The sequence below is a fragment of the Arthrobacter sp. NPDC056493 genome (assembly GCF_042795115.1).
In the GTDB taxonomy this organism is placed as follows: domain Bacteria; phylum Actinomycetota; class Actinomycetes; order Actinomycetales; family Micrococcaceae; genus Arthrobacter.
On sequence record NZ_JBHTSL010000014.1, the window covers coordinates 53,901 to 79,445 of the forward strand.

At 67.6% G+C, this 25,545-nt stretch carries 21 protein-coding genes; 10 read left to right on the top strand and 11 right to left on the bottom strand.

All coding sequences use genetic code 11. The features are described 5' to 3' along the window. Positions 1 to 53 precede the first annotated feature (53 nt). Together ACFQ50_RS08565 and ACFQ50_RS08570 are read right to left on the bottom strand one after the other, a co-directional pair. Positions 54 to 2,450 carry a DEAD/DEAH box helicase gene (locus ACFQ50_RS08565; RefSeq protein ID WP_377995095.1) on the bottom strand — a complete coding sequence of 799 codons (2,397 nt, stop codon included), beginning with the start codon at positions 2,448 to 2,450 and terminating at the stop codon, positions 54 to 56. Positions 2,451 to 2,592: 142 nt separating this feature from the next. Further along, positions 2,593 to 3,285 (bottom strand): GNAT family N-acetyltransferase, encoded by a 693-nt coding sequence (locus ACFQ50_RS08570; protein WP_377995096.1) that lies wholly within the window; start codon positions 3,283 to 3,285, stop codon positions 2,593 to 2,595. A 125-nt stretch (positions 3,286 to 3,410) separates the two neighbouring features. Between ACFQ50_RS08570 and ACFQ50_RS08575 the strand changes: the two genes are divergently transcribed. Beyond that, on the top strand, positions 3,411 to 4,304 hold the full coding sequence (locus tag ACFQ50_RS08575) for a rhodanese-related sulfurtransferase (protein WP_377995097.1): 894 nt from the start codon (positions 3,411 to 3,413) through the stop codon (positions 4,302 to 4,304). A gap of 58 nt (positions 4,305 to 4,362) precedes the next feature. On the opposite strand, the gene ACFQ50_RS08580 is transcribed toward ACFQ50_RS08575, so the two are convergent. From ACFQ50_RS08580 to ACFQ50_RS08590, 3 genes are all read right to left on the bottom strand, one after another. Further along, the gene (locus ACFQ50_RS08580; RefSeq protein WP_377995098.1) at positions 4,363 to 4,926 is read right to left on the bottom strand and encodes a hypothetical protein; all 564 of its coding nucleotides are present in this window, start codon (positions 4,924 to 4,926) and stop codon (positions 4,363 to 4,365) included. A 122-nt stretch (positions 4,927 to 5,048) separates the two neighbouring features. Next, complete coding sequence (locus ACFQ50_RS08585; protein ID WP_377995099.1) at positions 5,049 to 5,492, bottom strand: hypothetical protein; 444 nt, start codon at positions 5,490 to 5,492, stop codon at positions 5,049 to 5,051. Between the two features lie 10 nt (positions 5,493 to 5,502). Beyond that, the gene (locus ACFQ50_RS08590) at positions 5,503 to 6,081 is read right to left on the bottom strand and encodes a hypothetical protein (protein WP_377995100.1); all 579 of its coding nucleotides are present in this window, start codon (positions 6,079 to 6,081) and stop codon (positions 5,503 to 5,505) included. A gap of 162 nt (positions 6,082 to 6,243) precedes the next feature. On the opposite strand from ACFQ50_RS08590, the gene ACFQ50_RS08595 reads away from it, so the two are divergent. Beyond that, positions 6,244 to 7,848, top strand: a complete 1,605-nt coding sequence (locus tag ACFQ50_RS08595) for a methyltransferase (RefSeq protein WP_377995124.1) — start codon at positions 6,244 to 6,246, stop codon at positions 7,846 to 7,848. 92 nt (positions 7,849 to 7,940) lie between these two features. On the opposite strand, the gene ACFQ50_RS08600 is transcribed toward ACFQ50_RS08595, so the two are convergent. Further along, the gene (locus ACFQ50_RS08600) at positions 7,941 to 8,255 is read right to left on the bottom strand and encodes a hypothetical protein (RefSeq protein ID WP_377995101.1); all 315 of its coding nucleotides are present in this window, start codon (positions 8,253 to 8,255) and stop codon (positions 7,941 to 7,943) included. A gap of 185 nt (positions 8,256 to 8,440) precedes the next feature. Here ACFQ50_RS08600 and ACFQ50_RS08605 point away from each other — a divergent pair, with 185 nt between their 5' ends. The 5 genes from ACFQ50_RS08605 to proC all read left to right on the top strand — a co-directional run bounded on the left by ACFQ50_RS08605 (position 8,441) and on the right by proC (position 14,931). Continuing rightward, complete coding sequence (locus tag ACFQ50_RS08605) at positions 8,441 to 9,121, top strand: ArsR/SmtB family transcription factor (protein ID WP_377995102.1); 681 nt, start codon at positions 8,441 to 8,443, stop codon at positions 9,119 to 9,121. 184 nt (positions 9,122 to 9,305) lie between these two features. Further along, positions 9,306 to 12,029, top strand: a complete 2,724-nt coding sequence (topA, locus tag ACFQ50_RS08610) for a type I DNA topoisomerase (protein WP_377995103.1) — start codon at positions 9,306 to 9,308, stop codon at positions 12,027 to 12,029. A gap of 66 nt (positions 12,030 to 12,095) precedes the next feature. Further along, positions 12,096 to 12,545, top strand: a complete 450-nt coding sequence (locus ACFQ50_RS08615; protein WP_377995104.1) for an SseB family protein — start codon at positions 12,096 to 12,098, stop codon at positions 12,543 to 12,545. A gap of 84 nt (positions 12,546 to 12,629) precedes the next feature. Beyond that, on the top strand, positions 12,630 to 13,622 hold the full coding sequence (locus ACFQ50_RS08620; RefSeq protein WP_377995105.1) for a Ppx/GppA phosphatase family protein: 993 nt from the start codon (positions 12,630 to 12,632) through the stop codon (positions 13,620 to 13,622). Positions 13,623 to 14,097: 475 nt separating this feature from the next. Then, the gene (gene proC, locus ACFQ50_RS08625; protein ID WP_377995106.1) at positions 14,098 to 14,931 is read left to right on the top strand and encodes a pyrroline-5-carboxylate reductase; all 834 of its coding nucleotides are present in this window, start codon (positions 14,098 to 14,100) and stop codon (positions 14,929 to 14,931) included. Positions 14,932 to 15,207: 276 nt separating this feature from the next. On the opposite strand, the gene ACFQ50_RS08630 is transcribed toward proC, so the two are convergent. Both ACFQ50_RS08630 and ACFQ50_RS08635 read right to left on the bottom strand, forming a co-directional pair. Next, positions 15,208 to 15,894, bottom strand: coding sequence for a TrkA family potassium uptake protein (locus ACFQ50_RS08630; RefSeq protein ID WP_003797805.1), 687 nt, complete (start codon positions 15,892 to 15,894; stop codon positions 15,208 to 15,210). Continuing rightward, positions 15,887 to 17,320, bottom strand: coding sequence for a TrkH family potassium uptake protein (locus tag ACFQ50_RS08635; protein ID WP_377995107.1), 1,434 nt, complete (start codon positions 17,318 to 17,320; stop codon positions 15,887 to 15,889). The genes ACFQ50_RS08630 and ACFQ50_RS08635 overlap by 8 nt, the downstream gene beginning before the upstream one ends. Before the next feature lie 105 nt (positions 17,321 to 17,425). Between ACFQ50_RS08635 and ACFQ50_RS08640 the strand changes: the two genes are divergently transcribed. Together ACFQ50_RS08640 and ACFQ50_RS08645 are read left to right on the top strand one after the other, a co-directional pair. After that, complete coding sequence (locus ACFQ50_RS08640; protein WP_377995108.1) at positions 17,426 to 18,637, top strand: acetoin utilization protein AcuC; 1,212 nt, start codon at positions 17,426 to 17,428, stop codon at positions 18,635 to 18,637. Positions 18,638 to 18,715: 78 nt separating this feature from the next. Next, entirely contained in the window at positions 18,716 to 19,375 is a 660-nt protein-coding gene (locus tag ACFQ50_RS08645) for an ArsR/SmtB family transcription factor (protein ID WP_377995109.1), read from the top strand. 82 nt (positions 19,376 to 19,457) lie between these two features. On the opposite strand, the gene ACFQ50_RS08650 is transcribed toward ACFQ50_RS08645, so the two are convergent. Further along, a complete protein-coding gene (locus ACFQ50_RS08650; RefSeq protein WP_377995110.1) occupies positions 19,458 to 20,834 on the bottom strand; it encodes an alpha-hydroxy-acid oxidizing protein in 1,377 nt (458 codons plus the stop codon). A gap of 107 nt (positions 20,835 to 20,941) precedes the next feature. On the opposite strand from ACFQ50_RS08650, the gene ACFQ50_RS08655 reads away from it, so the two are divergent. Continuing rightward, positions 20,942 to 21,649, top strand: a complete 708-nt coding sequence (locus ACFQ50_RS08655; protein WP_377995111.1) for a FadR/GntR family transcriptional regulator — start codon at positions 20,942 to 20,944, stop codon at positions 21,647 to 21,649. A gap of 82 nt (positions 21,650 to 21,731) precedes the next feature. On the opposite strand, the gene ACFQ50_RS08660 is transcribed toward ACFQ50_RS08655, so the two are convergent. Together ACFQ50_RS08660 and ACFQ50_RS08665 are read right to left on the bottom strand one after the other, a co-directional pair. Next, positions 21,732 to 24,233 carry a beta-glucosidase gene (locus ACFQ50_RS08660; RefSeq protein WP_377995112.1) on the bottom strand — a complete coding sequence of 834 codons (2,502 nt, stop codon included), beginning with the start codon at positions 24,231 to 24,233 and terminating at the stop codon, positions 21,732 to 21,734. Further along, complete coding sequence (locus ACFQ50_RS08665) at positions 24,234 to 25,511, bottom strand: MFS transporter (RefSeq protein ID WP_377995113.1); 1,278 nt, start codon at positions 25,509 to 25,511, stop codon at positions 24,234 to 24,236. It lies immediately after the preceding gene. Positions 25,512 to 25,545 lie beyond the last annotated feature (34 nt).

A 25,545-nucleotide genomic window follows, 5' to 3' on the forward strand; every position in this document is an offset into this window, starting at 1 on the left:
GCGTGGGGACCCGTCCCAAACTGGCCCCAGCGTCAATGGGACGGCGCTGGTCTCTAGACCGCGTTCGACGCCGGTGCTCCCGCCTTGGAATCCTCCGGGGCTGCCGCGTCCCGCGCGTCCTTCAGCAGGACATCGATCAGGGTGACTGCTGCGTCCTTGTCCAACGGGTTGTTCTTGTTGCCGCATTTCGGCGACTGGACACAGGAGGGGCAACCGGATTCACACTCGCAGGCCTCAATCGCGTCTCTCGTGGCCTTCAGCCACACCTTGGCTTTCTCGAAGCCTCGCTCGGCAAAACCGGCGCCGCCAGGGTGCCCGTCGTACACGAAAATCGTCGGCACGCCGGTGTCGGCATGGATGGCGGTTGAAACCCCGCCGATGTCCCACCGGTCGCTCGAGGCAACCAGCGGCAGCAGTCCGATGGCGGCGTGCTCGGCAGCGTGGAGGGCTCCGGGGAACTGGGCTTCGATGAGTCCGGCGCCTGTGAGTGACCGGTTCTCCACCACAAACCATACTGCTTTCGTAAAAAGGTCCCGGGCTCCCAGATCGAGGGGCTCCTCGCCCAGGACTTCATTGGAAATCAGGGCTTTCCGCTGGAAGGAGATCACTTGCGTTGTGACCTTGACGTCGCCGAAGTGCACGGCAACATCGCCCCACTGCGCCGTCCGCTGGGTCTCGAGGACCTCGATCTGGGTGACGTCCCGGGCTGTCGTGTAGTAATCGGGGTTGGCCCGGCGTACCACCACGCAGTGATCGTCCTCGTTCAGGTCCTCCACCACGTAGCTGTCACCCTGGTGGACGTACACGGCCCCGGTATGGGCTTGGTAGTGCGTTTGCGGCGAGTCCATGGTTCCCAGCAGCGAACCGGTGTCGGCATCCACAATGCTCACGGGCCCGCCGCCGTCGGCCCGCAGGTTCACCATGGCGGCCGCGCTCTGCGGGTGGGTCCAGAACCAGCCCGCCGGGCGCCGCCGCAGGTAGCCCTGTGCCACCAGCTGCCCGAGGAGCTTCTCCGCAGTGGCTCCGAACAGCGGCAACTCGGCAACGCCGAGCGGGAGCTCAGCGGCCGCGGCACAGAGGTGCGGGCCCAGGACGTAGGGATTGGATGGATCAAACACCGTCGCCTCGACGGACACGTCGAAGATAGCTTCCGGATGGTTGACCAGATAGGTGTCCAGGGGATCGTCGCTGGCCACGAAGGCCGCGACGGCGTCCTGCCCGGCGCGGCCCGCCCGGCCGATCTGCTGGAAGAGGGACGCCCTGGTGCCGGGCCAGCCAGCCACCAGCACCGCGTCGAGTCCGGAGATGTCGATGCCCAGTTCCAAGGCCGAAGTGCTGGAGATGCCCAGCAGCTGGCCGGTCCGCAGCGCCTTTTCCAAGGCACGGCGTTCCTCCGGGAGATACCCGGAGCGGTAGGCTGCCACCCGTTGCGGCAGGCTGGGGTCGACCTCATCCAGCAGCCGTTTGGTGATGGAGGAGATGGTTTCGGCGCCGCGCCTGGATTTGATGAACGCGATGGTCCGGACCCGCGACGACACAAGGTTCGCGAGGAGGTCGGCGGTTTCGGCCACGGCCGTCCTCCGCTCCTTGGCCCCGTTCTCGCCGCGGACCTCGGTGAGCGCCGGTTCCCAGAACGCCACTGTCGTGGACCCATGGGGGGAGGAGTCTTCGGAGACTCCGCGGACCGCGGCGCCAATAAGCCGGCCGAAGGACGTCTCCGGCTCGGAAGCGGTGGCGGACGCCGCAATGAACACCGGTCCGGCGGAGCTGCCATTGGGCGCGTAGTAGGCACAGATGCGCCGCAGCCGGCGCATCAGGTTGGCCACATGGGAGCCGAAAACGCCGCGGTAGCTGTGCGCCTCGTCCACGATCACGTAGCGCAGGCGCCGGAAGAACCCTGCCCACCAGGCATGGTTCGGCAGGATGCCGAAGTGCAGCATGTCCGGGTTGGCCAGAATGAAGTTCGCGTGGTCGCGGATCCAGCGGCGGGAGGCCTGGTCGGTGTCGCCGTCGTAGGTTTCAGCCCGGACGGTAGGGAGGTTCAGGGACCGGATCGCTGCGAGCTGGTCTGCCGCCAGCGCCTTGGTGGGGGAGAGGTAGAGCGTCACGGCGCCGTCGTCGTGGATCTTTCCGGGCTCCGACAGGACGCGGAGTTCGGACCGGTGAATCGCGTCCAGCGCCGGCAGCTGGTAGGCCAGGGACTTCCCGGACGCCGTCCCGGTGGCGATCACCACGTGATCGCCACCATGGGCAATGTCCGCTGCCCGGATCTGGTGCCGATAGGGCTGGTGAACGCCGAGCTTGCCGTAGGCCGCGACCAGGTCCGGGTGCGCCCAGTCCGGCCACGGTTCGTGCACGGCGGCGCGCGCCGGAATGGTCCGCACATGCCGGAGCTGCTCCGGGTCCGGGCCACGGCCCAGCAACGGAATCAGCGAGTCATGGGGGTTCACCCCAACATTCTTTCATCCGGGCAAAAATCGCCGGCACTGAACAGAGCAGGGAAGAGCTAACAGCGGACACGACAGGCCAGCGAACCGGCGCGGAGCAGCTGGCCCGGGACACAGCTCGGAGGGAGGGAAATGCGGGGGAGGGTCAGACCACGGAGAGGTCGGATCCTTCGTCGGAGGCGGAGAGCATCAGCACGTGGCACACCGAGGACCAGCCCAGATGCGAATACAGCTTTTGCCCGTCCAGGGACGCCAGCAGGAGTCCGTCCTCCACGTCGTGGGAGAACGCCTGCGCCGCCAGTGCCTTCATGATGAAGCTGCCCAGGCCCCGGCGCTGGAAGGAGGGCTCGGTGACGATTTTGTCGAAGACCGCGGTGCCGTTGATGACCACCACGCGGCCGCTCACCGCCAGAGTGTCGCCCGAGCGGACTTCGGCAAAGTGGACCCCGCCGGACTCCCACGTTTTCAGGGACAGGTCGTCGTCCGAGAGCCACGGGTCCTCGGAGTCCTGCGTTTCCATGTCCACGACCATCATGGCTTGGGACGCTGACGTGGCGTTGAGGTTGTGTTGTTCAGCCAGGAGCTTGTAGCGTCCCACATCATTGGTCAGGATGGTCAGAACCCGCTTGGGGGCCTCGGCAGTCTTTGCCGCAAGGTCCGCGAACTCGGCGTCCGTGGGGTCGGAGGCGAAGTATTCCCAGTCCCCGGTCGTGTCCGCACGCAGGGCAGCGGGGAACCGTCCCTCGGTGCGCGTTTCATAGCCCCGGCAACCAGCCCAACCGGCTACCCAGACTTCAAGCAAATGAGTGATGTCTCCAACCATGGCTTCTGGCGTCATGTGATGAGAGTATTCCAGCGCTGTCACAAGTAACAGAGCTTTGGCGCTTGCTTATGCAATTGTGATAGGAGGCTCTTCCCCGGTCCGAATCCGTCCCCGGACGCCCACCAAGTACCCTTAAATACGTGGCTTTGAACCGAATCGTACTCTTTTACGGCTTTACTCCCATCGCAGACCCGGACGCTGTTCGGCTCTGGCAGCGTGCCCTGTGCGAAAAGCTCGGCCTGACCGGACGGATCCTCATCTCCAAGGACGGCATCAACGCCACCGTCGGCGGGGAGATCGGGGCCGTCAAGCAATACGTGAAAACCACGCGTGAATACAAGGGCTTCCACGGCATCGACGTCAAGTGGTCCGATGGCGGGGCGGAGGACTTTCCCCGCCTGAGCGTCAAGGTCCGCGACGAGATCGTTTCGTTCGGCGCGCCCGGCGAGCTGAGGGTGGACGATAAAGGCGTCGTGGGAGGCGGGACCCATCTGAATCCCGAGGAACTCCACGAACTCGTCGACGTGAAGAAGGCCAGTGGCCAGGACGTCGTGTTCTTCGACGGCCGCAACGCGTTCGAAGCACAGATCGGCAAGTTCAAGGACGCCGTCGTCCCCGACGTCGCCACCACCCACGACTTCATCACCGAACTCGACTCAGGCAAGTACGACCACCTCAAGGACCAGCCGGTCGTCACCTACTGCACCGGGGGCATCCGCTGCGAGGTGCTGTCCAGCCTCATGGTGAACCGCGGCTTCAAGGAGGTGTACCAGCTGGACGGCGGGATCGTGCGCTACGGCGAAAAGTTCAAGGACCAGGGCCTCTGGGAAGGCTCCCTGTACGTCTTCGACAAACGCATGCACCTCGAATTCAGCGAGGACGCCCGGACCATCGGCGAGTGCGTCCGGTGCCAGGCGCCCACCAGCAAGTTCGAGAACTGCTCGAACCCCAGCTGCCGCACCCTCACCCTGTACTGCGCCGAGTGCGCGGCCACCCCGGAAACCCTGCGCTGCCCGGACGGCTGCGCCGCCTGAGCTGGCGAGACTGCGCCCCTGAGCGGTCCGGGCCAGCGAACCACTCGCAGCCGATGCGTCAGATCCGGCTGATCCGGTAGGCGAAATTGGCGTCCGAGCGCGCCTCCACCGTCACCCGAAGCACGGAGTCCTCGGACAGGTGCACCACATTGACGCGCGACGTGCCGCACCGGAGGCTCAGGTCCACCAGGGCGAACTCTGCGTCGCGGACGGTGAATGAGACCCGCCGCTCGCTGCGGCATGCGAGGGTGAGGGAGTACGTGCCGCCCGGCAGTTGCTTGGTGGATTCGGTCTTGCTGCCGCCCTTGGCAACGCTGCCGTAGCTGGTGTGGAAGACCTGTCCCTCGGCGTCGGGCAGGACTTCCTTCGCCCATTCCGTGAGTTCCTGACCGGACACCGGCTCGTTCTCCAGCGGATCACGCGGCAGCACGGGATCCGTCACCACCGGGGCGGCGTCCGGGAGTTCGCCCCGGCCGTCGTCGTAGCTGTATTCACAGCCGCCCAGAACGGCTGCCACCAGCACAAACAAAAGCACGACGGCGGCTGCCGGCGCCCGCAGCCACAGCATGCGGTGCGCCCGCCCCAGGAAACGATGCGCGGAGGCCATCCGCACCGCGGGCATACCCCGACTTTAAGCCTGCCGGAGGCGCCGGTACAGATGGCAATCCGCCGGAAGAAAAAAATTCGCCCGGGCCGTCCCCGATCTGCGGGATCCGTAGGGCGCCGCCGCTGACCGGCCCCGGACTAACGCGCAGGAACGAGGTGGTAGGCGTACAGGAGCGGCGCGTCCACGCTGGAGGCGCTGATCTCCATCCGCCCGGTCTTCGGCACGGTGATCCTCGCGGTTTCGCGGCTGCCGTTGCAGGCCGCCCCGGCTTCCGTCAGTTCCTTGCCGGCGAGCGTCACAGCGAAGAACGCCTTGCCGCCGCCGTCGCACGTGATGGTCAGCGTGTAGTCACCCGCCGGTACGCTGGCTGCCGCCTGGATAATCCTGTCCCGGTTGAGGATCTTGCCGGAGTCCTCCAGCAATGCCTGGCCGTCGGACGGCAGCGCGGTGGCCCGCCACTGCGGAACATCGGCATTTTCGACAGACACCACAGGGGAGCAGGCAGTAGCTGCCAGCAGGATGAGGGCGGACGCAGCCGTCCCGCCCAAGGCACGGGTAATCAGAGGACAACGTTCAGGCATGGCTTAAAACTTACCCGTTTGAGGTGCCGCCGGTTGCAGTCCCCCTCCTCCCGCTCCGCCGTGACGCCACAAAAGAGACAAGTCTGTCTGCCTCGGTCAGGGCTTTGGCCATGCCTGCCGAGGTCGCCAGTATCCGCTCGCCCCGGGACTCCAGGGTCACGGGAATGACCGTTGCTCGCGCCGCAGCGTCCGGCGGCACGGCGGCTTCACGATGCGGGGGCCGGGATTCCGGGGCCTGCGGTTCCCCGGCCTGGCGCCGGGCGCTTTCCTCGGACAGGGTCAGGGCATCGATCTTGGCGCCGCCGATATTGTCCAGCATCTCGTAGTCCTCGTCGGTGCACAGATCGCTGGCCCCAAGGTGTTTCAATGCCACCAGGCCAACGACGGCCCTGCTGAAGTCGCGGTCCATGGCAAGGTCGATGGCCCACTGCGTCCGCTTCCACCACTGGTCCCGCCGGTCCGCCTCGCGCCGCTGGGCGAGCGCGCGCCACGCGATCCAGCCAGCAATGACTGCGGCCAGCAGCGGTGCGAATGCCGCCGCGTACCGCAGCCAATCGGGATCGGCCGCCACTGCCTGGGTTCCGAGCATGGCCCCACTGTAGCTTTCGCCGCCGACAACCATCAGGCACCACAGCCGCGCCAGGGCCTGAAACGTGGCGGCGCCGCGGCCGAAAGGGCCGAAAGGTCCCAAAAGGATGGGGACCGGCATGCAGGCGCGGGCGGGAAATAGACTTGCCCGGTGACCGAACCAATGCACTTCACCGCCGGCAACACTCCCGACGCACCGCGCAGCGACCGGACCGAGCTCCTGCAGGCGCTGGCCGCAGACCTCCGGGACGTGGGCTACACCCTGGAGGGCGTGGCGGACCTGCTGGGGGAATCGGCCTACGAGGCCCTCAGCCGGGACCAGCTCATCCCGGCACTGATCGCGACGGAAGCAGCAGCCGCCGGCGGGCCGCGCACCGCGGCGCTGGCCGCCGTCGTGCGTTTCTGGCTTTTGGCCGTTCCGCAGGAAGGGGCGGTGCTCGACGGCGCGCTGCCGCGGACCCGCGCCGAAGGCCTCGTGGCGCTGGGGCTGGCCAAAGTCGCTGGGACGGAGGTTGCTGCCGAAGCGGACCTGCGCCCCTACGGCTGGGACTCGGGCGACGGCGGCGTCGAAATCTGGGTGGCCAGCGACCTTGCCGCCCACCAGCGGCCCGGCGTCCTCAGGCACGACCACGTCCTAGGGATCGGCCAGGCGTCCACCACCCTTGTCCAGTCCACTATCCGCCGGCCCGCCGGCAGAGCGCTGGACCTGGGCACCGGCTGCGGCATCCAGACCTTCCATCTCCTGCAGCACAGCGGCCACGTCACCGCCACGGACATCTCGGCCCGGGCCCTCGCATTCACGCGCTTCAACCTCCTGCTCAATGCGGCAGCCCTCGACATTGAGCCGGAGCGGCCGGAAGAACGGGTGAACCTGCGGCTCGGGTCGCTCCTCGAGCCCGTTGCCGGCGAGACATTCGACCTCGTCGTATCCAATCCGCCCTTCGTCATCACACCGCGCACTGCGGGCGAGGCCGCGGCCGACCAGTTCACCTACCGCGACGGCGGCCTGCCGGGGGACGATATCGTCGCGTCGCTGATCCGTTCCCTGCCCGATGTGCTCGCACCGGGCGGAACAGCCCAGCTTTTGGGCAACTGGGAAATCCCGGAGGGCTCGGACTGGGATGAGCGGCCGCAAAGCTGGGCCGGTCCGGACACGGACGCGTGGTTCATCCAGCGCGAACAGGTGGGGCCGGAACAGTACGCCGAGACCTGGCTGCAGGATGCCTCCGAAGCCCGGGACCGCCGGCACTACCAGGAGGCCTACGCCGCCTACCTGGCCGACTTCGCGTCCCGGAATGTCGGCGGGATCGGCTTCGGCATGATCTTCCTGCGCCGGCCGGCCGGTGAGCGGCGGATCCACCGGTTCGAGGAGATCACCTACCCGATCGAACAGCCGGTCGGGCCGCATCTGGGGGCAGCGGTCGAAAGGGCCGACTGGCTGGCGGACCACGACGTTTCCGCAGCTCACCTGCTCGTGGCCGAGGACGTCACCGAGGAACGCCACCAGCGCCCCGGCGCCGAACACCCCGGCGTTATCCTCCTGCGCCAAGGAGCAGGCCTCCGCCGCACCAACCTGCTGAGCACCGAACTGGCGGGCTTTGTCTCCGCGTGCGACGGCGACCTGACCGCCAGCCAGATTATCGGCGCCCTTGAGGCGCTGCTGGGCGGGACGGAGGAGTTCGACGGCGACGCTTTCCGGGCCGGTCTGCTCACCGAAGTGGCCAATCTGGTCCGGGACGGATTCCTGCTGCCCGTAGACCCGGACTGATAGCGATCCGATAGCGCGAACGGACACTTGAGGCCCACGAAGGTGCTCAACTGTCCGTTCGCGCTGAGTTTGTCAGTTAATGCCGGGGCTTGTCAGTTAATCAGGGCGCGGCCCATCCCGGGGGTAGGGACGTCGATGGTGAAGCCGCACATGCAGCGGTAGGTCACGGCGTCGGCTGCGCCCACGGCCTTCACCGAACGGATCAGGCGCTGGCCTTCCACCCTGATGGCCATCTCCAGCGAAAACTCCTGATCGAGGCGCTTCATCGGCCGCCTGCAGTGCCGGGGCGTGCCCGTTGGCGCCAGCAGGACGCCGTCCGTGGCTGCGCCGGCGTCCTGGCCTGCGCCCGTGAGTTCAGGGGCGGACCGGGTTGTGGGTACCAATGCGTCTTCGTCGAGGGTAATCATGGTCATCCTTTGGGCTTCTCACGGGGCCGCCAACGCCGGCGGCCCCGCCGCGAACTGCTTGCGGGAGGTCTGTTTACGCCTGTAAGCAAAGCATGCTTAGTATTCCCGGAGCAAGCCGGCCGACCCCTGAATGCGAATGTCAAGCATTTCTTTCAGAACCTCATCGTGCTGCGTAGACTGAAGGAGTGAGTACAGATACGCCGTCTTCGGGACCGGCGGAAACCCCGCAGCCGGACGCCGCGCCGCGCCGCAGGACCCGGCCGGAAAAGAAGGTGGAAATCACCGACCCCAAAGCGATCCGGGCCCTGGCCCACGCCGCCCGCCTGGAGGTCATTTCCGAGCTGTACTCCACGCAGTCGAGCCGGACGGCCACGGAACTGGCCCAGCAGACCGGGCTCACTCCCAGCGCGATGAGTTACCACCTGCGGGCGCTGCAGAAATGGGGCATAGTGGTCCCCGCCGAGGCGTCGGCCGACGCCCGCGAACGCCGGTGGAAGGCTGCCGGTACCGATTTTGCGATCAATTCCGGCGGGGCCGTGGCCGGTCCGGACTTTGCGGTAATCGACCTCGAACTGGACGCGTTCCGCCGCCGAGCCAGCGCCTACGCCCGTGCCCGGGACGAACACCGCCAGCGCGGTGACTCCTCCGAGCCGGCCCCGGCGGTTCTGCTCGCCAGCAACCTCCTCTACCTGACGGCCGAGCAGCGCAACGAACTGACGGAAAGGGTTTTTGACCTCCTTCGCGACTACGAACTGGATGATCCCAGCCGCATTCCACCCGGTGCCGAGCGGACCGCCACCATGTGGTCCATGATTCCCGACGACCGCACCCTGCCGGGGGCATCGGGCGGCCACGAAGGCACCTGACGGGCGCGGCCGAATGCCCTCTGCCAGGCTCCGGGGACACGCCCGGGCCGCCGGCAGTCCGGCCAGGACAACAGCCGTGACGGGGGCCACCGTTTTCCACATGACAGCGCAGAATTCTGCAAAATATGGTGAACTAGGCCAATATGGGCTGATCTGCCCGAGCAACCTTTTTTGTAGGAGCACTGTGCCAAGCAAGGCCAAAACCGGCAAGAAACTCGTGATTGTGGAGTCTCCGGCCAAGAGCAAGACCATCGCCAAGTACCTGGGCGAGGGCTTCATTGTTGAGGCCTCCATCGGTCACATCCGCGACCTGCCGCAGCCGTCCGAGCTTCCCGCGGAACTGAAGAAAACCTCGCTGGGCAAGTTCGCCGTCGACGTCGAAAACGACTTCAAGCCCTACTACGTGGTCTCTCCGGACAAGAAGAAAAAGGTGGCCGAGCTCAAGGCCCAGCTGAAAGACGCCGACGCGCTCTATCTCGCAACCGATGGGGACCGCGAGGGCGAAGCCATCGCGTGGCACCTTCTGGAGGTCCTGAAGCCCAAGGTCCCCGTCTACCGGATGACCTTCGGTGAGATCACCAAGGAAGCCATCCACCGCGCCATGGACAACCTGCGCGACGTCGATGCCGCCCTGGTGGATGCCCAGGAAACCCGGCGCATCCTGGACCGCCTCTACGGTTACGAGATCTCCCCGGTGCTGTGGCGCAAGGTGGCGCGCGGCCTGTCCGCCGGTCGCGTGCAGTCCGTGGTCACGCGCATGGTGGTGGACCGCGAACGGGAGCGCATGGCGTTCAAGGCCGCGTCCTACTGGGACCTGACCGGCCAGTTCGGTGCCGACGCCGGCTCCTTCAAAGCGAAGCTCGCCGCTGTTGACGGCGCCAAGGTCGCCACCGGCCGGGACTTTAACGACGACGGCGAACTCACCTCGCGCAACGTGGCCCACCTTAACGAGGAACTCGCCACGTCCCTGGCCGCCGCCCTGCAGGACGCCGATTTCCGTGTCCGTTCCGTGGACACCAAGCCCTACACCCGCCGCCCCGCCGCGCCCTTCACCACCTCCACGCTGCAGCAGGAGGCCGGCCGCAAGCTGCGGTTCTCATCCAAGAGCACCATGCAGGTGGCCCAGCGGCTGTACGAAAACGGCTATATCACCTATATGCGTACCGACTCGTCGGCGCTGAGCGACGAGGCCGTCACGGCTGCGCGCCGCCAGGCCGCCGAGCTGTACGGCCCCGAGTACGTTCCGCAGTCGCCGCGCGTCTACACCAGCAAGGCCGCCAATGCGCAGGAGGCCCACGAGGCCATCCGCCCCGCCGGTGACTCCTTCCGCACCCCGGCGCAGGTTGCCAAGCAGCTCAGCGGCGACGAATTCCGCCTGTATGAGCTGATCTGGAAGCGCACCGTCGCCTCCCAGATGGGCGACGCCAAGGGCTCCACCGCCACCATCCGCCTGGGCGCGGTTGCCTCCGACGGCCGCGACGCCGAATTCTCGGCCTCCGGCACGGTCATCACCTTCCCCGGCTTCCTGGCCGCCTATGAGGAAGGCAAGGACGAAAGCCGCGGCGACGACGAATCCGACGATGCCCGCCGCCTGCCGAACGTCGCGAAGGGTGACGCGCTGGCCGCCTCGGACATTCTCGCCGTCGGCCACGAGACCTCGCCGCCGCCGCGCTACACCGAAGCGTCGCTGACGGCCGAGCTGGAAAAGAAGGGCATCGGACGCCCCTCCACCTACGCCTCCACGATCTCCACCATCCAGGACCGCGGCTACGTGCGGAAGCAGGGCTCTGCCCTGGTCCCGAGCTGGATCGCTTTCTCCGTGGTTCGGCTCCTCGAACAGCACTTCACGGACTACGTGGACTATGAGTTCACGGCCGACATGGAAGGCGACCTGGACAAGATCGCCAACGGCCAGGCTGCGGGCACCGCCTGGCTCAAGCACTTCTACTACGGCGAAGATACCGACCCCGGCCTGCTGAGCATCGTGAACAACCTGGGCGAGATCGACGCCCGCGAGATCAACTCCGTGCCCATCGCGGACGGCATCACGCTTCGCGTCGGCAAGTTCGGCCCCTACCTGGAGAGCTCCCTGCCCACGGTGGACCCCAAGACCGGCGAAGTGATGGAGTCCGCCCGCGCCAACGTCCCGGAGGACCTCGCCCCGGACGAACTCACCGCCGCCAAGGCAGTGGAGCTCATGGAAACCGCGGCGCCCGAGGAACGGGTCCTGGGTGCCGATCCGCACACCGGACACACGGTTGTTGCCAAGAACGGCCGCTACGGCGCCTACGTCACCGAGATCATCCCGGAGATGACCGAGGAGCAGCTGGCCAACCTCCCCGTGGAGTACTACAAGAACGGCAAGCCCAAGCCGCCGAAGAAGCCTGTCAAGGCCAAGCCGCGCACCGGTTCGCTGTTCAAGTCCATGACCGTGGAATCCGTCACCCTGGACGAGGCGCTGCAGCTCATGAGCCTTCCCCGGGTCCTCGGTCAGGACGCCGAGGGCAACCCGATCACGGTGCAGAACGGCCGTTTCGGCCCGTACCTGAAGAAGGGCACGGACTCGCGGTCCATCGGCTCGGAAGAGGAAATCTTCACCATCACCCTGGAGCAGGCTCTGGAGATCTACTCCGAGCCCAAGCAGCGCGGCGCCCGCGCAGCCGTGCCCCCCCTGGCCGAGTTCGGACCGGATCCGGTGTCGGAGAAGAACATCGTGGTGAAGGAGGGCCGCTTCGGTCCGTACATCACCGACGGCATCACCAACATCACCGTGCCCCGCAGCACCTCGCTGGAGGAACTGACCCGGGAACGCGCCGTCGAACTTCTCGCCGAAAAGCGGGCCAAGGGCCCGGTTAAGCGCACCACCACGCGGAAGGCCCCGGCGAAGAAGGCTGCAGCCAAGAAGTAGGGCCGGTCCGGCCCGGGTCACCGGGCCGGAATTGCTTCGCGCCAGGCAACGTGGTCGAGTAGATGCATGACTGAACAGCCGGAACCCGCAGACATCACGCCGCTGAACGATCTTGAGGAGAAGCTCGCCCGGGGCGGCCAGCCGGACGCCGATCCGGTGGACGTCATCCTGTCGTTCCTCAACAACGAGGTCTACATCATCAGTTCCGACGCGCTCGAGGGCCAGGACTCGCAGGTCGAGCCGCTGGTGCTGGGCAACGCGGACGGCCAGCCGGTCCTTGCCGTTTTCTCGCACCCCACCCGGGTGGACGCGGAGTACCTGGAAGCAGCCCCGAACGTCCTGGGCACCCAGGGTGCGGCGATCATCGCCAACATCGGCGATGAACTGGGCATGGTCATCAACCCCGGCGCGGCCTACGGCTTCGAGATCAACCCCGAGGGCATCGCCAACATCAAGCGCGACTTCAAGCGCGCCGACGAAGTGGACCCCAACCCCGCCGGCCTCGAAGGCGAGTAACCCTGCGCGGCTGTCCGCAGACCAAAGCACGCAATGTAGGTGACGGGTTGCGTCCGCTGCGCCGGCGGGGGGAATAATGGCAGGATGCGGCTAGGCGTCCTCGACATCGGTTCAAACACTGTCCACCTCCTGCTGGTGGATGCCCACCCCGGCGCACGGCCTGTGCCTTTCGCCTCGCACAAGCGCCCCCTCTCGCTGGTGCAGTACCTCGATGAGGACGGCAACATCACCGACGCCGGCCAGCATGAGCTCACGGAGTTCGTGCTCGAGGCCTGGGAGTTTGCAGCGCGGCACAAGGCTGACGACCTGCTGGCCTTCTGTACCTCGGCCATCCGCGAGGCCACCAACGGCCCTGCGGTACTCGCCCGCGTGAAGCACGAAACCACCGTGACTCTGCAGGAACTCACGGGCAGCGAGGAAGCGTCCATGACGTTCTTCGCCGTCCGACGCTGGTACGGCTGGGGCGCCGGTACCGTCCTGAACTTCGACATCGGCGGCGGTTCCTTCGAAATGGCGCTGGGGCAGGACGAACTGCCGGAACTTGCAACCTCCGTGCCCCTGGGCGCGAGCCGGCTGACCCGGGACTGGCTGCACGAGGATCCGCCGTCCGCGAAGAGCGTCAAGGAACTGCGCCGCTACATCCGGACCACCCTCAAGCCAGTGGTCCGCAGCTTCAATGAGGTGGGCAAGGCAAATGTCGTGGCCGGTACCTCGAAGACCTTCCGCTCCCTGGCCCGGATCGCCGGTGCAGCCCCCAGCGCCGCCGGCCCGTACGTGAAGCGCGACCTCAACCGCACGGACCTTGGCCTCTGGGCCCAGCGAATTTCCGCCATGAAGTCCGAAGACCGGCTGCACCTGCCGGGCGTCTCCGAGGCACGAGCCAACCAGCTCCTCGCCGGTGCCCTGGTGGCTGAAGCGGCGCTGGAGCTCTTTGAGTACAAGAAGATCAAGATCTGCCCGTGGGCGCTGCGCGAGGGCCTCATCCTCCGGCGGCTCGATCAGCTGGTCTTTGACGGTCCGCTTGAGCCGGCTCCGCACGTGGGCGTCCCGCAGGTCTCTGCGCTGCCGGCCGTCTAGGGTTTCCTGCCGCCCGGGGCGGCACAAGGCTGCCGCTCTCCGGGGCTGCCTTAAACGAGTAAACGCCGGCCGGTTACGCAGAAGAAGCTGGGGGGAACACTTCTGCAACCGGCCGGCGCAACGCCGGTCCCGAAGGACCGGCTCCATCACTCGCACCTGTGAGGCATTTACGACTCTAGCGAGGGAGTTTGGGTGTTCTGCGGGATTTACCTGACAACAGGCTGGGAATCCGTCGGCCGCCGGGCTGGAGCTTAAAAAGCAAAGACACCGACGGCCCGCTGCAGAAAAATGGGCAAAACCACTGCAGACCGTCGGTGCCTGACAAGCATCCCCATGCTTGCTTCATCACTCGCACCCTCAATGAGGTAATACCTACGTTAGGGGCCGAATGTGTGTGAATGCTTCGGCCAACATGTGAGCTTCCTGTGAATGGCCACGGTCTGCATCCGGAGCGATGAACTGCAATGATGGAGCAATGAACAACCGAATCGCATTCCTTGGCTGTGGATCAATGAACGAGGCCATCCTGGGCGGCCTGCTGGAGAGCGGCACGGATCCCATGGAGATCGTGGCCACCGTCCGCCGTGCGGAGCGGGCAGCGGAGCTGGCCGAACGGCATACCGGCATCACCGCCATTGCCGGCAGCGAAGAACCCGACAACAACAAGCAGGCGGCTAAGGGGGCCGGCGTCGTGATTCTCGGCGTGAAGCCCGTGGGCATCGCCGAGCTGGCCCGGGAAGTCAGTGGCTCCCTGTCCCCGGATGCGATTGTCATCAGCGTTGCGGCCGCCGTCTCCATCGCCCAGCTCGAAGCCGCCCTGCCCGCGGGCCAGGCGGTCATCAGGACGATGCCGAACACCCCGGCGAAGCTGGGCCGCGGCGTGGTCTCGGTGTCTGCCGGCACCAACTGCTCGCCGGAGCAGCTCCAGCGGGCGAAGGACATCCTTGGCGCGGTGGGGACCGTCGTCGAAATTCCCGAGGAGCAGGTGGACGCGTTGAGCGCCATCAGCGGTTCGGGCCCGGCTTACGCGTTCTACCTGGCTGAGGCCATGGCCGCGGCCGGCGTCGAACTCGGCCTGGATGAGGAGCTGGCGCTCCTGCTGGCACGCGAAACCGTGGCCGGGGCCGGCCTCATGCTCGCTGAACCCGGCGCCGAACCGGCCGCCCTGCGCAAAGCCGTGACCAGCCCCAACGGGACCACCGAACGCGCCATCGCCACGTTCGATGACCGCGGCATGCCGGCCATCATCGCCGCGGGCGCACGCGCCGCCGCCGACCGTGCCGCCGAGATCACCAAGCAGCTCGGCTAGTCCCCACCCGCACCCCAACCTCGCAAGCTCGGCCAGGGAACCCTGCGGGCGGGGCCCACCACCCGCACCCTAACCTCGCAAGCTCGGCCAGGGAACCCTGCGGGCGGGGCCCACCATCTGCGCTGGAGTTTTTGTCCAGATACCGCGGGTTAAAGCCCCTTTTGGGCCCGATATCTGGACAAAAACTCTCCCCACGGCGTTAGGGAACGACGGCGGCTGGTGCGTTGCGGACGACGGCGGGCGGCGCCGTCGTCGGGCGCCTTGCCAACCCCGCCGCTACGGCCGGGCCGCGAACCGTTCCAGCAGGTCCACGTGGCCGGAGACGATCAGCATGTCGCGGGCGGACACCTTGGTCTCGGGCCGGGCATAGGTGAAGTCCTCGCCCGGGGATTTCACGCCCACGATGGTCACGCCGTATTTGGACCGCACCTTGGACTCGTCCAGCGTGAAACCGACCGTTTCACGCGGCGGATACATCTTGACGATCGCGAAGTCGTCGTCGAATTCGATGAAGTCCAGCATGCGCCCGGAGACCAGGTGCGCGGCGCGGACGCCGGCGTCGGCTTCGGGGTAGATGACGTGGTTGGCGCCGATGCGGGTGAGGATCTTGCCGTGGGACGGTGTGATGGCCTTGACCCACAGGTGCTCGATGCCGAGGTCCACCAAGTTCACGGTGATGAGCACCGAGGACTCAATGGACGTGCCCACGCCCACCACTGCTGAGCTGAACTCCTGCGCGCCCAGCTGCCGCAGCGCGTCGATGTTGGTGGCATCGGCCTCCACCACGTGGGTCAGAACGGGCGACCACTTCTGCACCAGGGACCTGTCGCGCTCAATGGCCAGCACCTCGCGGCCCTGCTTCACCAGCTGCTCAGCGGTGGAGGAGCCGAAGCGGCCCAGCCCGATCACCAGGACCGGTGCGTTGTGGGCGGGGCGGTTGGGGGCGCCTGACGAATTAGCCAATGATGGGCCTCTCTTCCGGGTAGTGGTACAGCTGGCTGCGCTGGCGCAGGGCCAGGGCGGCGGCAAGCGTGACGGTGCCGACGCGGCCGGCGAACATCAGGATGGACAGCACATACACGCCTTCCGGCGGCAGCTCGGCGCTGAGGTTTGTGCTCAGGCCGACGGTGGCGAAGGCTGAAATGGTTTCGAAGAGCACCCGGTCCAGGGAGGCGCCGCTGATGTGCAGGAGCAGGAAGGCGGACGCGGACACCAGCGTGGCTCCGGCGACGATCACCGAGATGGCCACGCGCATGGTGCCTTCCGGGATAGTGCGGCCGTAAACCTTGACGTCGGCGTCGCCGCGGGCCTCGGCGATGATGGCCAGGAACATGACGGCGATGGTGGTGACCTTGATGCCGCCTGCTGTTGAGGCGGAGCCGCCGCCGGCGAACATGAGGGCGTCAGTGAGCAGCTTGGTGGTGGATTCCATCTGGTTCTGGTCCACGAGGTTGAAGCCGCCGGAGCGCGTCATGACGGAGGCGAAGAGCGAGTGCGTGATCTTGTCGCCGAGGTCCATGCCGCCGATGGTCCGGGTGTTGTCCCACTCCATGAGCGCCCACAGAACGGTGCCGGCCGCGAGCAGGATGAACGAGACCTGGATGGTGAGCTTCGTGTGCAGGTTCCACTTTTTCCAGTTCAGCCCGTTTTGCTGCAGCACCATGACCACGGGGAAGCCCAGGCTGCCCAGGAACACGCCCAGCATGAGCGGAATGAGGATCCAGAGGTCCGTTTCGTAAGGGACGATGCCGTCCGAGTGCGGGGTGAATCCGGCGTTGTTGAAGGACGAGATCGCGTAAAAGACGCCGTGCCAGACAGACTGCCAAAAAGGCTCGCCGAGGACCATGAAGCGCGGGATCAGGGCGACCGCGAGGGTGGCCTCGATGACCACGGAGGTGGTGATGACGATCCGCAGCAGCGTACCCACCTCACCAAGCCGGCCGGCGTTGTTCATGGCTTCCTGGGCGATGAGCTTGCCCCTGACCCCCAGCTTCTTGCTCACCATGAGGGCCAGCAGCGAGGCCAGCGTCAGCGTGCCGAGGCCGCCGACGAAAATGCCGACCAGGATGATCAGCTGCCCGAAGAATGACCAGTGCACGGCGGTGGAGACCACGGTCAGGCCCGTAACGCAGACGGCAGAGACCGCCGTGAAGAGCGCCTGGTGGAGCGGGGTAAAGTCGCCCGTTGCCGAGGACGCCGGCAGCGACAGCAGGGCGGTGAAGAGGACGATGACCACCACGAAGGCGCTCAGGGCAAGGCGGGCCGGCGACGTGTTGGCAATGTCATCGATGAAGTCACGGATGCCCGTGAATATCCACAGGCCCTCACGCTCCGGCGTTGCGGGTTGCCAGCTGGCCGGGCTCTTGGACCTCGACTGGCTTTGGGTCATGTGCGGCTGTTCCTCGATTGACTCTGCTTCCTCCAGTAGTAAACCACTAATCCCCGCGCCGTGGCCGGGCCCGGGAGCAGACCGCGCTCCGGTAGCCTGTCAGTAATGACATTCCAGCCCGGACTCAGCCTCCCCGCATTGCCAACGACGGTGGTGTGGGACGCCGCCATGACGGCGTATAACTTCGGCCCGGGCCACCCCATGGCACCCGAGCGCATGGACCTGACAGCCCGGCTGGCCGGGAGCCTGGGCCTGCTGGACCTCGCCCACGTCACGTTGGCTGCCCCGGACGTGGCCGACGACGGCGAACTCACCACCGTCCACAGCCCCGACTTTGTGGCCGCGGTGCGCCGGGCCAGCGACAATCCGGCCGCCGCGGACGAGTCCTACGGGCTGGGCACCGAGGATGATCCCGCCTTTGCCGGAATGCACGAGGCCGCGGCCCGCCTGGCCGGCGGTTCCCTGCTCGCGGCGGGCTCGATCCTGGACGGCTCGGCAGTGCGGGCCGTGAACTTCGGCGGCGGGCTGCACCATGCGTCGCGGGACCGCGCCAGCGGCTTTTGCGTCTACAACGATGCCGCTTTGGCGCTCCGGAAACTGCTCGACGGCGGCGTGCAGCGCGTGGCATACATCGACGTCGATGCCCACCACGGCGACGGGACGCAGAGCATCTTCTGGGACGACCCCCGCGTCCTCACCATCTCCCTGCATGAGACCGGAATGTCCCTGTTCCCCGGCACTGGATTCGCCAACGAGATCGGCGGCCCCGGGGCCTTGGGCAGCGCGGTGAATGTGGCACTGCCCGCCGGGACGGGGGACGCCGGCTGGCTGCGGGCATTCCATGCCGTGGTCCCGCAGCTCGTTGGCGCGTTCGCGCCTGAGGTCATCGTCAGCCAGCACGGCTGCGACTCGCACCGGCTCGATCCGCTCACCCATCTCAACGTCAGCGTCGACGGACAGCGCGAGGCCGCATCCGCCGTCGCGGGCCTCGCCGCCCGGTACTGCGAAGACCGCTGGATCGCCACCGGCGGCGGCGGGTACCACATCACGGGCGTGGTGCCGCGGACGTGGAGCCACCTGATCGGCATCGCTGCAAACCGTCCGGTGCCGCTGCGGACGCCCGTGCCGGAGGCGTGGCGGTCGTATGTGCAGGAGCGCTACGGCGTTGACACGCCCGAGACCATGGGCGACGACGCCGACGTCTGGTGGCGCTCCTGGGAGGTGGGCTTCGATCCCAACGACGACATCGACCGCACCGTGATGGCCACGCGCAAGGAAGTCTTCCCCCTGTACGGCCTGGATCCCTGGTTCGACTAGGTCCGAGTCCCTTCACGGGGCAACCCGCCCGCGAAATAGTAGATGCCATTCGGCGTATATGTCGCTAGGGTGGGTCTCATGGTGACAGACGACGTATTTGCCGTCATTGCTGAGGCAACGCGGCGCGACATTCTCGTGTCCCTCCAGGCGGGGGACAAAGCTGTGGGGGAGCTGGTCGAGGAGCTCGCCGCCAGCCAGCCCACCATCTCCAAACACCTGAAGGTGCTCCGCGAAGCCGACCTGGTCAGCATGCGCGCGCAGGGCCAGAAGCGGTACTACGCGCTCAATCCCAAGCCGCTGGCCGGCGTCGCAAGCTGGCTGGAGACGTTCGACGTCGGACGCCCGGCGTCCGCCACAGCGTCACCGCACGCCGCAAGCCAGCAGGCTGAGGAAGTCCAGTCCGGTACTGGCCGGGCCGCCGTGTCCGCCGGAACTCCCGCCCCGGCCGCGTCCGGCCCGGCGGCCGAGCCGGCCTCAGAGATCCCGGACGCCTTCGCGGCGGCCGGGGCCGACGCAGTGGCACATGCCGGCAGCGCGGCGGATGACGCCACGCACGCACCCGGGCGACCGGCGAGCGGCCAGCTGAGTCCCGCCGTCGTGGTTGCCGGCGGACAGGTACCCGGACCCGCCGGCCAGGACGACACCGTCCCGCAGCAGATCGGCCGCACCGTGGGCCGCGCCGCGACGAAGGCCGCCGACCTGCTGGCGAACCTGCCCAAGTTCGGCCGCAAAAAGTAGACCCACCCAACTGACTCGCAGTTGTTGTCGTTTTGGAGCCTCAAAACGTCAACTACTGCGAGTCAGTTGGGCGGAGGGGCCGTTACTTGCCGAGGATCCGCACGTGGTCCGGGGTCAGCTCGGAGATGCTGCTGACGCCCAGCAGCGCCATGGTGCGGGCCATGTCCTTTTCGAGGATCTGCAGGACGCGGTCGACACCCGCCCGGCCGCCGGCCATGAGCCCGTACAGGTAGGCGCGGCCGATGAGCGTGAAGTCGGCACCGACGGCCAGGGCGGCGATGATGTCGGCGCCGCTCATGATGCCGGTGTCCAGCATGATCGCGGCGTCGGAGTTGTCCTTCTTGAGGGCCTTCGAAACCTCGGGCAGCAGGTGGAACGGGATGGGGGCGCGGTCCAGCTGGCGGCCGCCGTGGTTGGAGAGCACGATGCCGTCGGCGCCGTGGTCCACCACCTTTCGGGCGTCGTCCACGGTCTGGATTCCCTTGACCACGAGCTTGCCCTTCCAGGTTTCGCGCAGCCAGTCCAGGTCCTCGAAGGTGAGGGTGGGGTCGAACATCGAGTTGATGAGGTCTGCCACCGTGCCCGTGTACCGCGAGAGCGACGCGAAGGTGAGCGGCTCGTGGGTGAGGAAGTTGAACCACCAGGCCGGGCGGTAGGACGCGTCCAGGACGGTCTTCAGGGTCAGTGCCGGCGGGATGGTCATGCCGTTGCGGACATCGCGGAGCCGCGCCCCGGCGACGGCGGTGTCCACCGTGACCATCAGGGTGTCGTTCCCGGCCTTCGCTGCGCGCTCGATCAGCTCGAGGGAGCGGTCCCGGTCCGTCCAGAGATACAGCTGGAACCAGTTCCGGCCGTTGGGTGCCGCCGCGGCCACGTCCTCGATGGAGGCGGTGCCCATGGTGGAGAGCGTGTAGGGGATGCCTGCGGCTTCGGCGGCCCGCGAACCGGCGTACTCGCCTTCGGACTGCATCATCCGGGTGAAACCGGTGGGGGCGATGCCCACGGGGAGCCGGGAGGGCTTGCCCAGAATGTCGGTGCTCAGGTCGATACTGGAGACGTTCCGCAGGATGCCGGGGCGGAACTCGATGTCCAGGAACGCCTCGCGGGCACGCCGCAGGGTGATCTCGGACTCTGCCGCGCCGTCGGTGTAGTCAAAGGGGGCCTGCGGGGTGCGGCGCTTGGCGATGTCGCGCAGCTCCCAGACGGTGCTGGCGCGCTTGAGCCGCGCTTCCTTGCTGAACTCGGGCTTCTTGAACTGCATGAGCGGGGCGAGGTCCGAGTACTTCGGGATGCGGCGCTTCAGCGCGGCCGGGACGGCGGCGGCTGCCGCGGCAGCAGCGGCTGCGGCAGCGACGCCGGTGCCGGTGCCGGTGCCGGTGCCGGGGCGCGTGGCCGCGATGTCCGTAGCGTCCGGGGCCGGGGTGGTCTCGGGGTTGCTCGGCTGGATGGTGTGGGTCATGGCGTTCCTCCGTGGGCGTGCCGGGAGATGCTGAACAGGAGCCTCCCCGCTGTGGTCTAACCACACTCTAAAGCATGTGGTCCAACCACATCAAGTACGATGGGCTCATGCGCACGCACCAACTTGTCCTGCGGTGGATCGAGGACCAGCTCTCCGGAGGCCAGCTCGCCGTCGGAGGCCGCCTTCCGGCCGAGCGGACCCTGGCCGAGCAGCTCGGCGTCTCCCGCACCTCTGTCCGCGAGGCCATCCGGGTGCTCGAAGCCATGGGCGTGGTCCGGGCAGGCGTAGGGTCCGGCCCCGAGGCAGGGACGGTGGTGATCTCGGATCCGACGGCGGCACTCGGCTCAGCGCTGCGGCTGCACGTGGCCACGCAGCACCTGCCGGTGGAGGACGTGGTGGAAACGCGCGTGCTGCTCGAGTCCTGGGCCGCGGCCCGGGCCAGACCGGATGCCCCCGCACTTAACCTGGCCGGGGCCCTGCTCGACGACATGGACGAGGGCCACGCCGTCGATGACTTCCTGGCCCTGGACGTCCGCTTCCATCTGGCCCTGGCGGACGCCGCCGGCAACGCCGTGGTCAGCGCCATGATGGGGTCCCTGCGCGAGGCCATCCAGGGCTACGCGGGGCAGCTGACCGCGAACCTGCCGGACTGGGGCGCCACCGCGTCCCGGCTCCGGGCCGAGCACCGGGAGATCCTGGCAGCCATCAGGAAGGACGACGGCGGCCGGGCAGCCGAGCTGGTTGCCGCCCACATCCGGGGGTACTACAGCGAAGCCGGGCTGGGCCCGAAGGGTCCGGACCCGGCCCGGCCGTAGCTGACTTTCCCAACTGGCTCGCAATTGATGTCGTTATGAGCGGTCAAAACGACATTAACTGCGAGTCAGTTGGGTTGACGGGTTAGCGGACCTCGACCTCCAGCGCCTGGAAGTCGTCCGCCGCGTGCCGGCCCACCAGCACGCGGAACGGGCCGCGCTCAGCCTGCCAGCCGCCGTCGTAATGGCCAAAGGCGCGGGCCGGGATCCGCACCTCAACGGTGTCCGTGCCGCCCGCGGCCAGATGCGTACCGGCGTATCCGGCCAGCCAGCGGACGGGCCGCTCCACCGCCGAATCCTCGCGGGACAGGTAGACCTGGACCACTTCGCGGCCGGTGCGCGTGCCGGTGTTCCGGACGGGGACGTGCACCACGATGTCCTGGCCGGCCGGAACGGACTGCGGCGCGGAGGCGGTGCCGAGTTCGAACGTCGTGTAGCCGAGGCCGTACCCAAATGGCAGGAGCGGGGCGGCGCCGCCCCCAGCCTGCTGCCTGAGCCAGGCGCGGTAGCCCACGTGGATGCCCTCGCTGTAGACCACCTTGCCGTCAACGGGCGTGGTGTTCAGCACGGGGACGTCCCCGAGCGCCGCCGGCCACGTGGTGGGAAGCCGGCCGCCGGGCTCTTCCTTGCCGAGCAGGATGTCCGCCACCGCAGTGCCGAACTCCTGCCCGCCGAACCAGCCCAGCAGCACCGAGCTGACCCTGTCCAGCCACGGCATCAGCACCGGCGAGCCGGCGTTGACCACCACGACCGTGCGCGGATTGACCGCGGCCACGGCCTCAACAAGTTCGTTCTGGAGGCCCGGGAGGTCCAGGTCCTTGCGGTCGAAGCCCTCGGATTCGATCGCGGCGTTGGTGCCCACCACGACGACGGCGACGTCGGCCGTCCGTGCCGCCTCGACGGCCGCCCGGATCTCGGCCTGGGGGTCGGCGACGATGGCCTCCTCGCCGAGCAGGATGGCTGTCAGCGGAATCTCCTGCTGCTGCGGCATCTGGTACAGGGCGTCGATGGCGAACCTCTGGCCGGCGGTGGCCTCGAAGGCGTGGATGGTCTGCGGCGGGTCGAACAGGGCCGCGCCCAGGACGTCTGTGTCGTCCTCAAGTTCGCCGTTGAAGACCTCCGTCCCGTCAACGGAGACGGCGATGTGGCCCACCGTGCCCACACCGAGGTGGCGCACGCCGGCGGTTTCCGCTGTCCATTCGGTCTGCATGCGGATGGCCGCCGTGCCCTCCGGAATGCCGACGCCGAACCAGATCAAGTGCGAAGCCAGCCGGTCCTCACCCGAGATCTCCGTTCCGTCGGCCGCCAGGAAGGTTACGCGCATGCCGGGCACACCGCTGACCGGATTGTGCAGGGCACTGCGGGCGAACGGCTGCAGCCCCTCGGCCACCTTGGCGCCGCGGGCGTATGTCACGGTGACGTCGTCGGGCAGTGCCTTGCGCAGGCCCTCCAGCGGCGAGACGGTGTACTTGGGCATGACGGTGGCGCTGCCCCCGCCCTGCGTACGGGCCTCTTCGGCGTTGTGGCCGATGACGGCGACGCTGCCGAGTGCCTTGGCGTCGAGGGGGAGCAGGCCGCCCGCGTTGCGGACCAGCACGGCGCCGCGGACGGCCACCTCGCGGGCCACCTGTGCGCCGTCGAGTTCCGCGGGGAATGCGGTGACCGCCTCGAAGCCGTCGAGTGAACCGACCCTGGCGGCGAGGCGCAGGATGCGGGTGACCTTTTCCAGGATCGTTTCCCGGCTGACGCGGCCGTCCTCGACGGCGGCGAGCAGTTTGGCGCCCCAGTGGCCTACCGGTCCGGGCATCTCCAGGTCCTGGTGGGCGTTGGCGGCATCCACCGAGCGGACGCCGGTCCAGTCCGAAACCACGACGCCGTCGAAGCCCCACTCGGTGGACAGCGGCGTTTCGAGGAGCTTGTTCTCGCTGGCGGTGGTGCCGTTGATGGAGTTGTAGGAGCTCATGACCAGCCAGGCGCGGGCTTCGGTGATGGCGTCCTCGAACGCAGCCAGGTAAAGCTCGCGAAGGGGCCGTTCGTCGACGACGGAATCGGAGGTAAAGCGGTCGGTCTCGGCCTCGTTGGCGAGGTAGTGCTTGGGGGTGGCGCCCACCCCCATGGACTGCACGCCGGAAACGTAGCCGGCGGCCAGGGTGGCGGTGAGGCGCGGATCCTCGCTCATGCATTCGAAGTGGCGGCCGCCCAGCGGGGAACGGTGCAGGTTGATGGTGGGGCCGAGGACGGCGTGGACGCCCTTGCGGCGCGCCTCCTGGCCGAGCACCTGGCCGTAGCGGCGGGCGATGTCCACGCTCCAAGTGGCGGACAGGGCGGACGACGACGGCAGGGAGACGGAGTCGTGGCGCTCGTCAAAATCTTCGCCTCGGACGCCGGCAGGGCCGTCGGACAGCACAATCCGGCTGAGGCCGATTTCCGGCAGGGCATGGGTGGACCAGACATCGGCGCCGGTCAGCAGCCTCACCTGCTGTTCCAGGCCCAGGCTTCCGGCCAGTTCGCGCAGGCGCGCCTCGACGTCCTCCGGCAGCTGGGTGTCCACCTGGGCGGTCTTCTGCGCGGACAGGGTGGCGTTCATTTACTTGACTCCTTTGATGCGGGTGACGAGGACGGCGCCGATGATGCCGACGACGGCCCCGCCGAGGAAGAGGGCGGGGTAGCCACCCAGGGCAATGACGGGGAAGGCGACGGCGGGCACGATTGACTGGGGGAGGGCCTGGGCAATGTTGAAGACCCCGAAGGTCTTGGCGTTCTCGGCCTGGTCGCTGGGCAGCAGGTCGGCGATGAGGGCCACGTCAACGGCGCCGAAGCAGCCAAGGCCCAGGCCCACGATCGCCTGGCCCACCAGGACCTGGTCTGTGCCGGTGCTCATGGCGATGACGATGAGGCCGGCCATGATGATGAGGCTGGAGGCGATGACCAGGGTCTTGCGCTTGCCGATCCGGTCGCTGATCCAGCCGCCCGCGATGCTGGTGACCACGGTTCCGGCGGAGCTGACCAGGGTTGCCTGGAAGACCAGGGAGGGAATGCTCTCCTCTGCCACATGGAGCTGGTCCGCGAAGAAGTACGGCAGGTAGAGCAGGCCCGCGCAGTAGCCAACATAGACCATGAACTTGGTCAGCCAGGCCCAGCCGAGGCCGGGGTGGAGGCGCGGATCGAAGTAGAAGGACCCCAGGATTTCCTTGAGGTTCAGGGGTGCCGGCCGTTCAGTGAGCACGCGGTCCTTGAACGTGAAGGCGAAACTGATGGCCAGGGCGGTGCCCACGATGCCGGGAACCACCGCCATCTGGAAGGCATTGTCGAAGAGCTGGGCGAAGTAGGCAGCAGCCACCAGGCCGACCGGCAGGGTCATGCCGATGAGGCCCGAGAGGCGGCCGCGCTCGGCGGGGGCCGCCTGGTCCGGGAGCGTCGCCACGAGGGCCGCCAGTGCGGCGTTGAACCCCAGCTGCGCCACAACCCATGAGCCCAGGACGCCGGGCACATCGCCGGCGAGACCCAGGAGGAAGAGCGCGCCGAGCCCGATCAGGGAACCGCCAACGATCCACGGCTTGCGCATTCCGAACCGGGACGTGGTGCGGTCACTCAGGCGTCCGAAGAACGGGTTGGCCAGCAGGGCGATGACGGCCCCGACGCCGGCCACGAGGCTCAGTGCTCCGGCCCTGGTTTCCGGGGTGGTGATCTCGGAGACTTTGATGGCGAGGACGACGAGGGCCGGTGCGAGCAGGGCCATCCAGAGGCCGGCACTGGCGATGGGCATGCCGACGACGTAGGCCCGCGGCGCCTTGAGGGGCAGTCCTGCGGTTGGGGAGAGTGCGGGCGGAGCCGCGGTCTCCTCGGATAGGGATTCGATGGCCACATTGCCTCCTGACGAAAAGTGACCCACCGTTGGG

Excerpts from the sequence above, each read along its gene's own strand:
- ACFQ50_RS08570 (WP_377995096.1), bottom strand. The coding sequence starts at position 3,285 with ATGACGCCAGAAGCCATGGTTGGAGACATCACTCATTTGCTTGAAGTC.
- ACFQ50_RS08580 (WP_377995098.1), bottom strand. The coding sequence starts at position 4,926 with ATGCCCGCGGTGCGGATGGCCTCCGCGCATCGTTTCCTGGGGCGGGCG.
- ACFQ50_RS08585 (WP_377995099.1), bottom strand. The coding sequence starts at position 5,492 with ATGCCTGAACGTTGTCCTCTGATTACCCGTGCCTTGGGCGGGACGGCT.
- ACFQ50_RS08590 (WP_377995100.1), bottom strand. The coding sequence starts at position 6,081 with ATGCTCGGAACCCAGGCAGTGGCGGCCGATCCCGATTGGCTGCGGTAC.
- ACFQ50_RS08595 (WP_377995124.1), top strand. The coding sequence starts at position 6,244 with ATGCACTTCACCGCCGGCAACACTCCCGACGCACCGCGCAGCGACCGG.
- ACFQ50_RS08600 (WP_377995101.1), bottom strand. The coding sequence starts at position 8,255 with ATGATTACCCTCGACGAAGACGCATTGGTACCCACAACCCGGTCCGCC.
- ACFQ50_RS08615 (WP_377995104.1), top strand. The coding sequence starts at position 12,096 with ATGACTGAACAGCCGGAACCCGCAGACATCACGCCGCTGAACGATCTT.
- ACFQ50_RS08620 (WP_377995105.1), top strand. The coding sequence starts at position 12,630 with ATGCGGCTAGGCGTCCTCGACATCGGTTCAAACACTGTCCACCTCCTG.
- proC (WP_377995106.1), top strand. The coding sequence starts at position 14,098 with ATGAACAACCGAATCGCATTCCTTGGCTGTGGATCAATGAACGAGGCC.
- ACFQ50_RS08635 (WP_377995107.1), bottom strand. The coding sequence starts at position 17,320 with ATGACCCAAAGCCAGTCGAGGTCCAAGAGCCCGGCCAGCTGGCAACCC.
- ACFQ50_RS08640 (WP_377995108.1), top strand. The coding sequence starts at position 17,426 with ATGACATTCCAGCCCGGACTCAGCCTCCCCGCATTGCCAACGACGGTG.
- ACFQ50_RS08645 (WP_377995109.1), top strand. The coding sequence starts at position 18,716 with ATGGTGACAGACGACGTATTTGCCGTCATTGCTGAGGCAACGCGGCGC.
- ACFQ50_RS08650 (WP_377995110.1), bottom strand. The coding sequence starts at position 20,834 with ATGACCCACACCATCCAGCCGAGCAACCCCGAGACCACCCCGGCCCCG.
- ACFQ50_RS08655 (WP_377995111.1), top strand. The coding sequence starts at position 20,942 with ATGCGCACGCACCAACTTGTCCTGCGGTGGATCGAGGACCAGCTCTCC.
- ACFQ50_RS08660 (WP_377995112.1), bottom strand. The coding sequence starts at position 24,233 with ATGAACGCCACCCTGTCCGCGCAGAAGACCGCCCAGGTGGACACCCAG.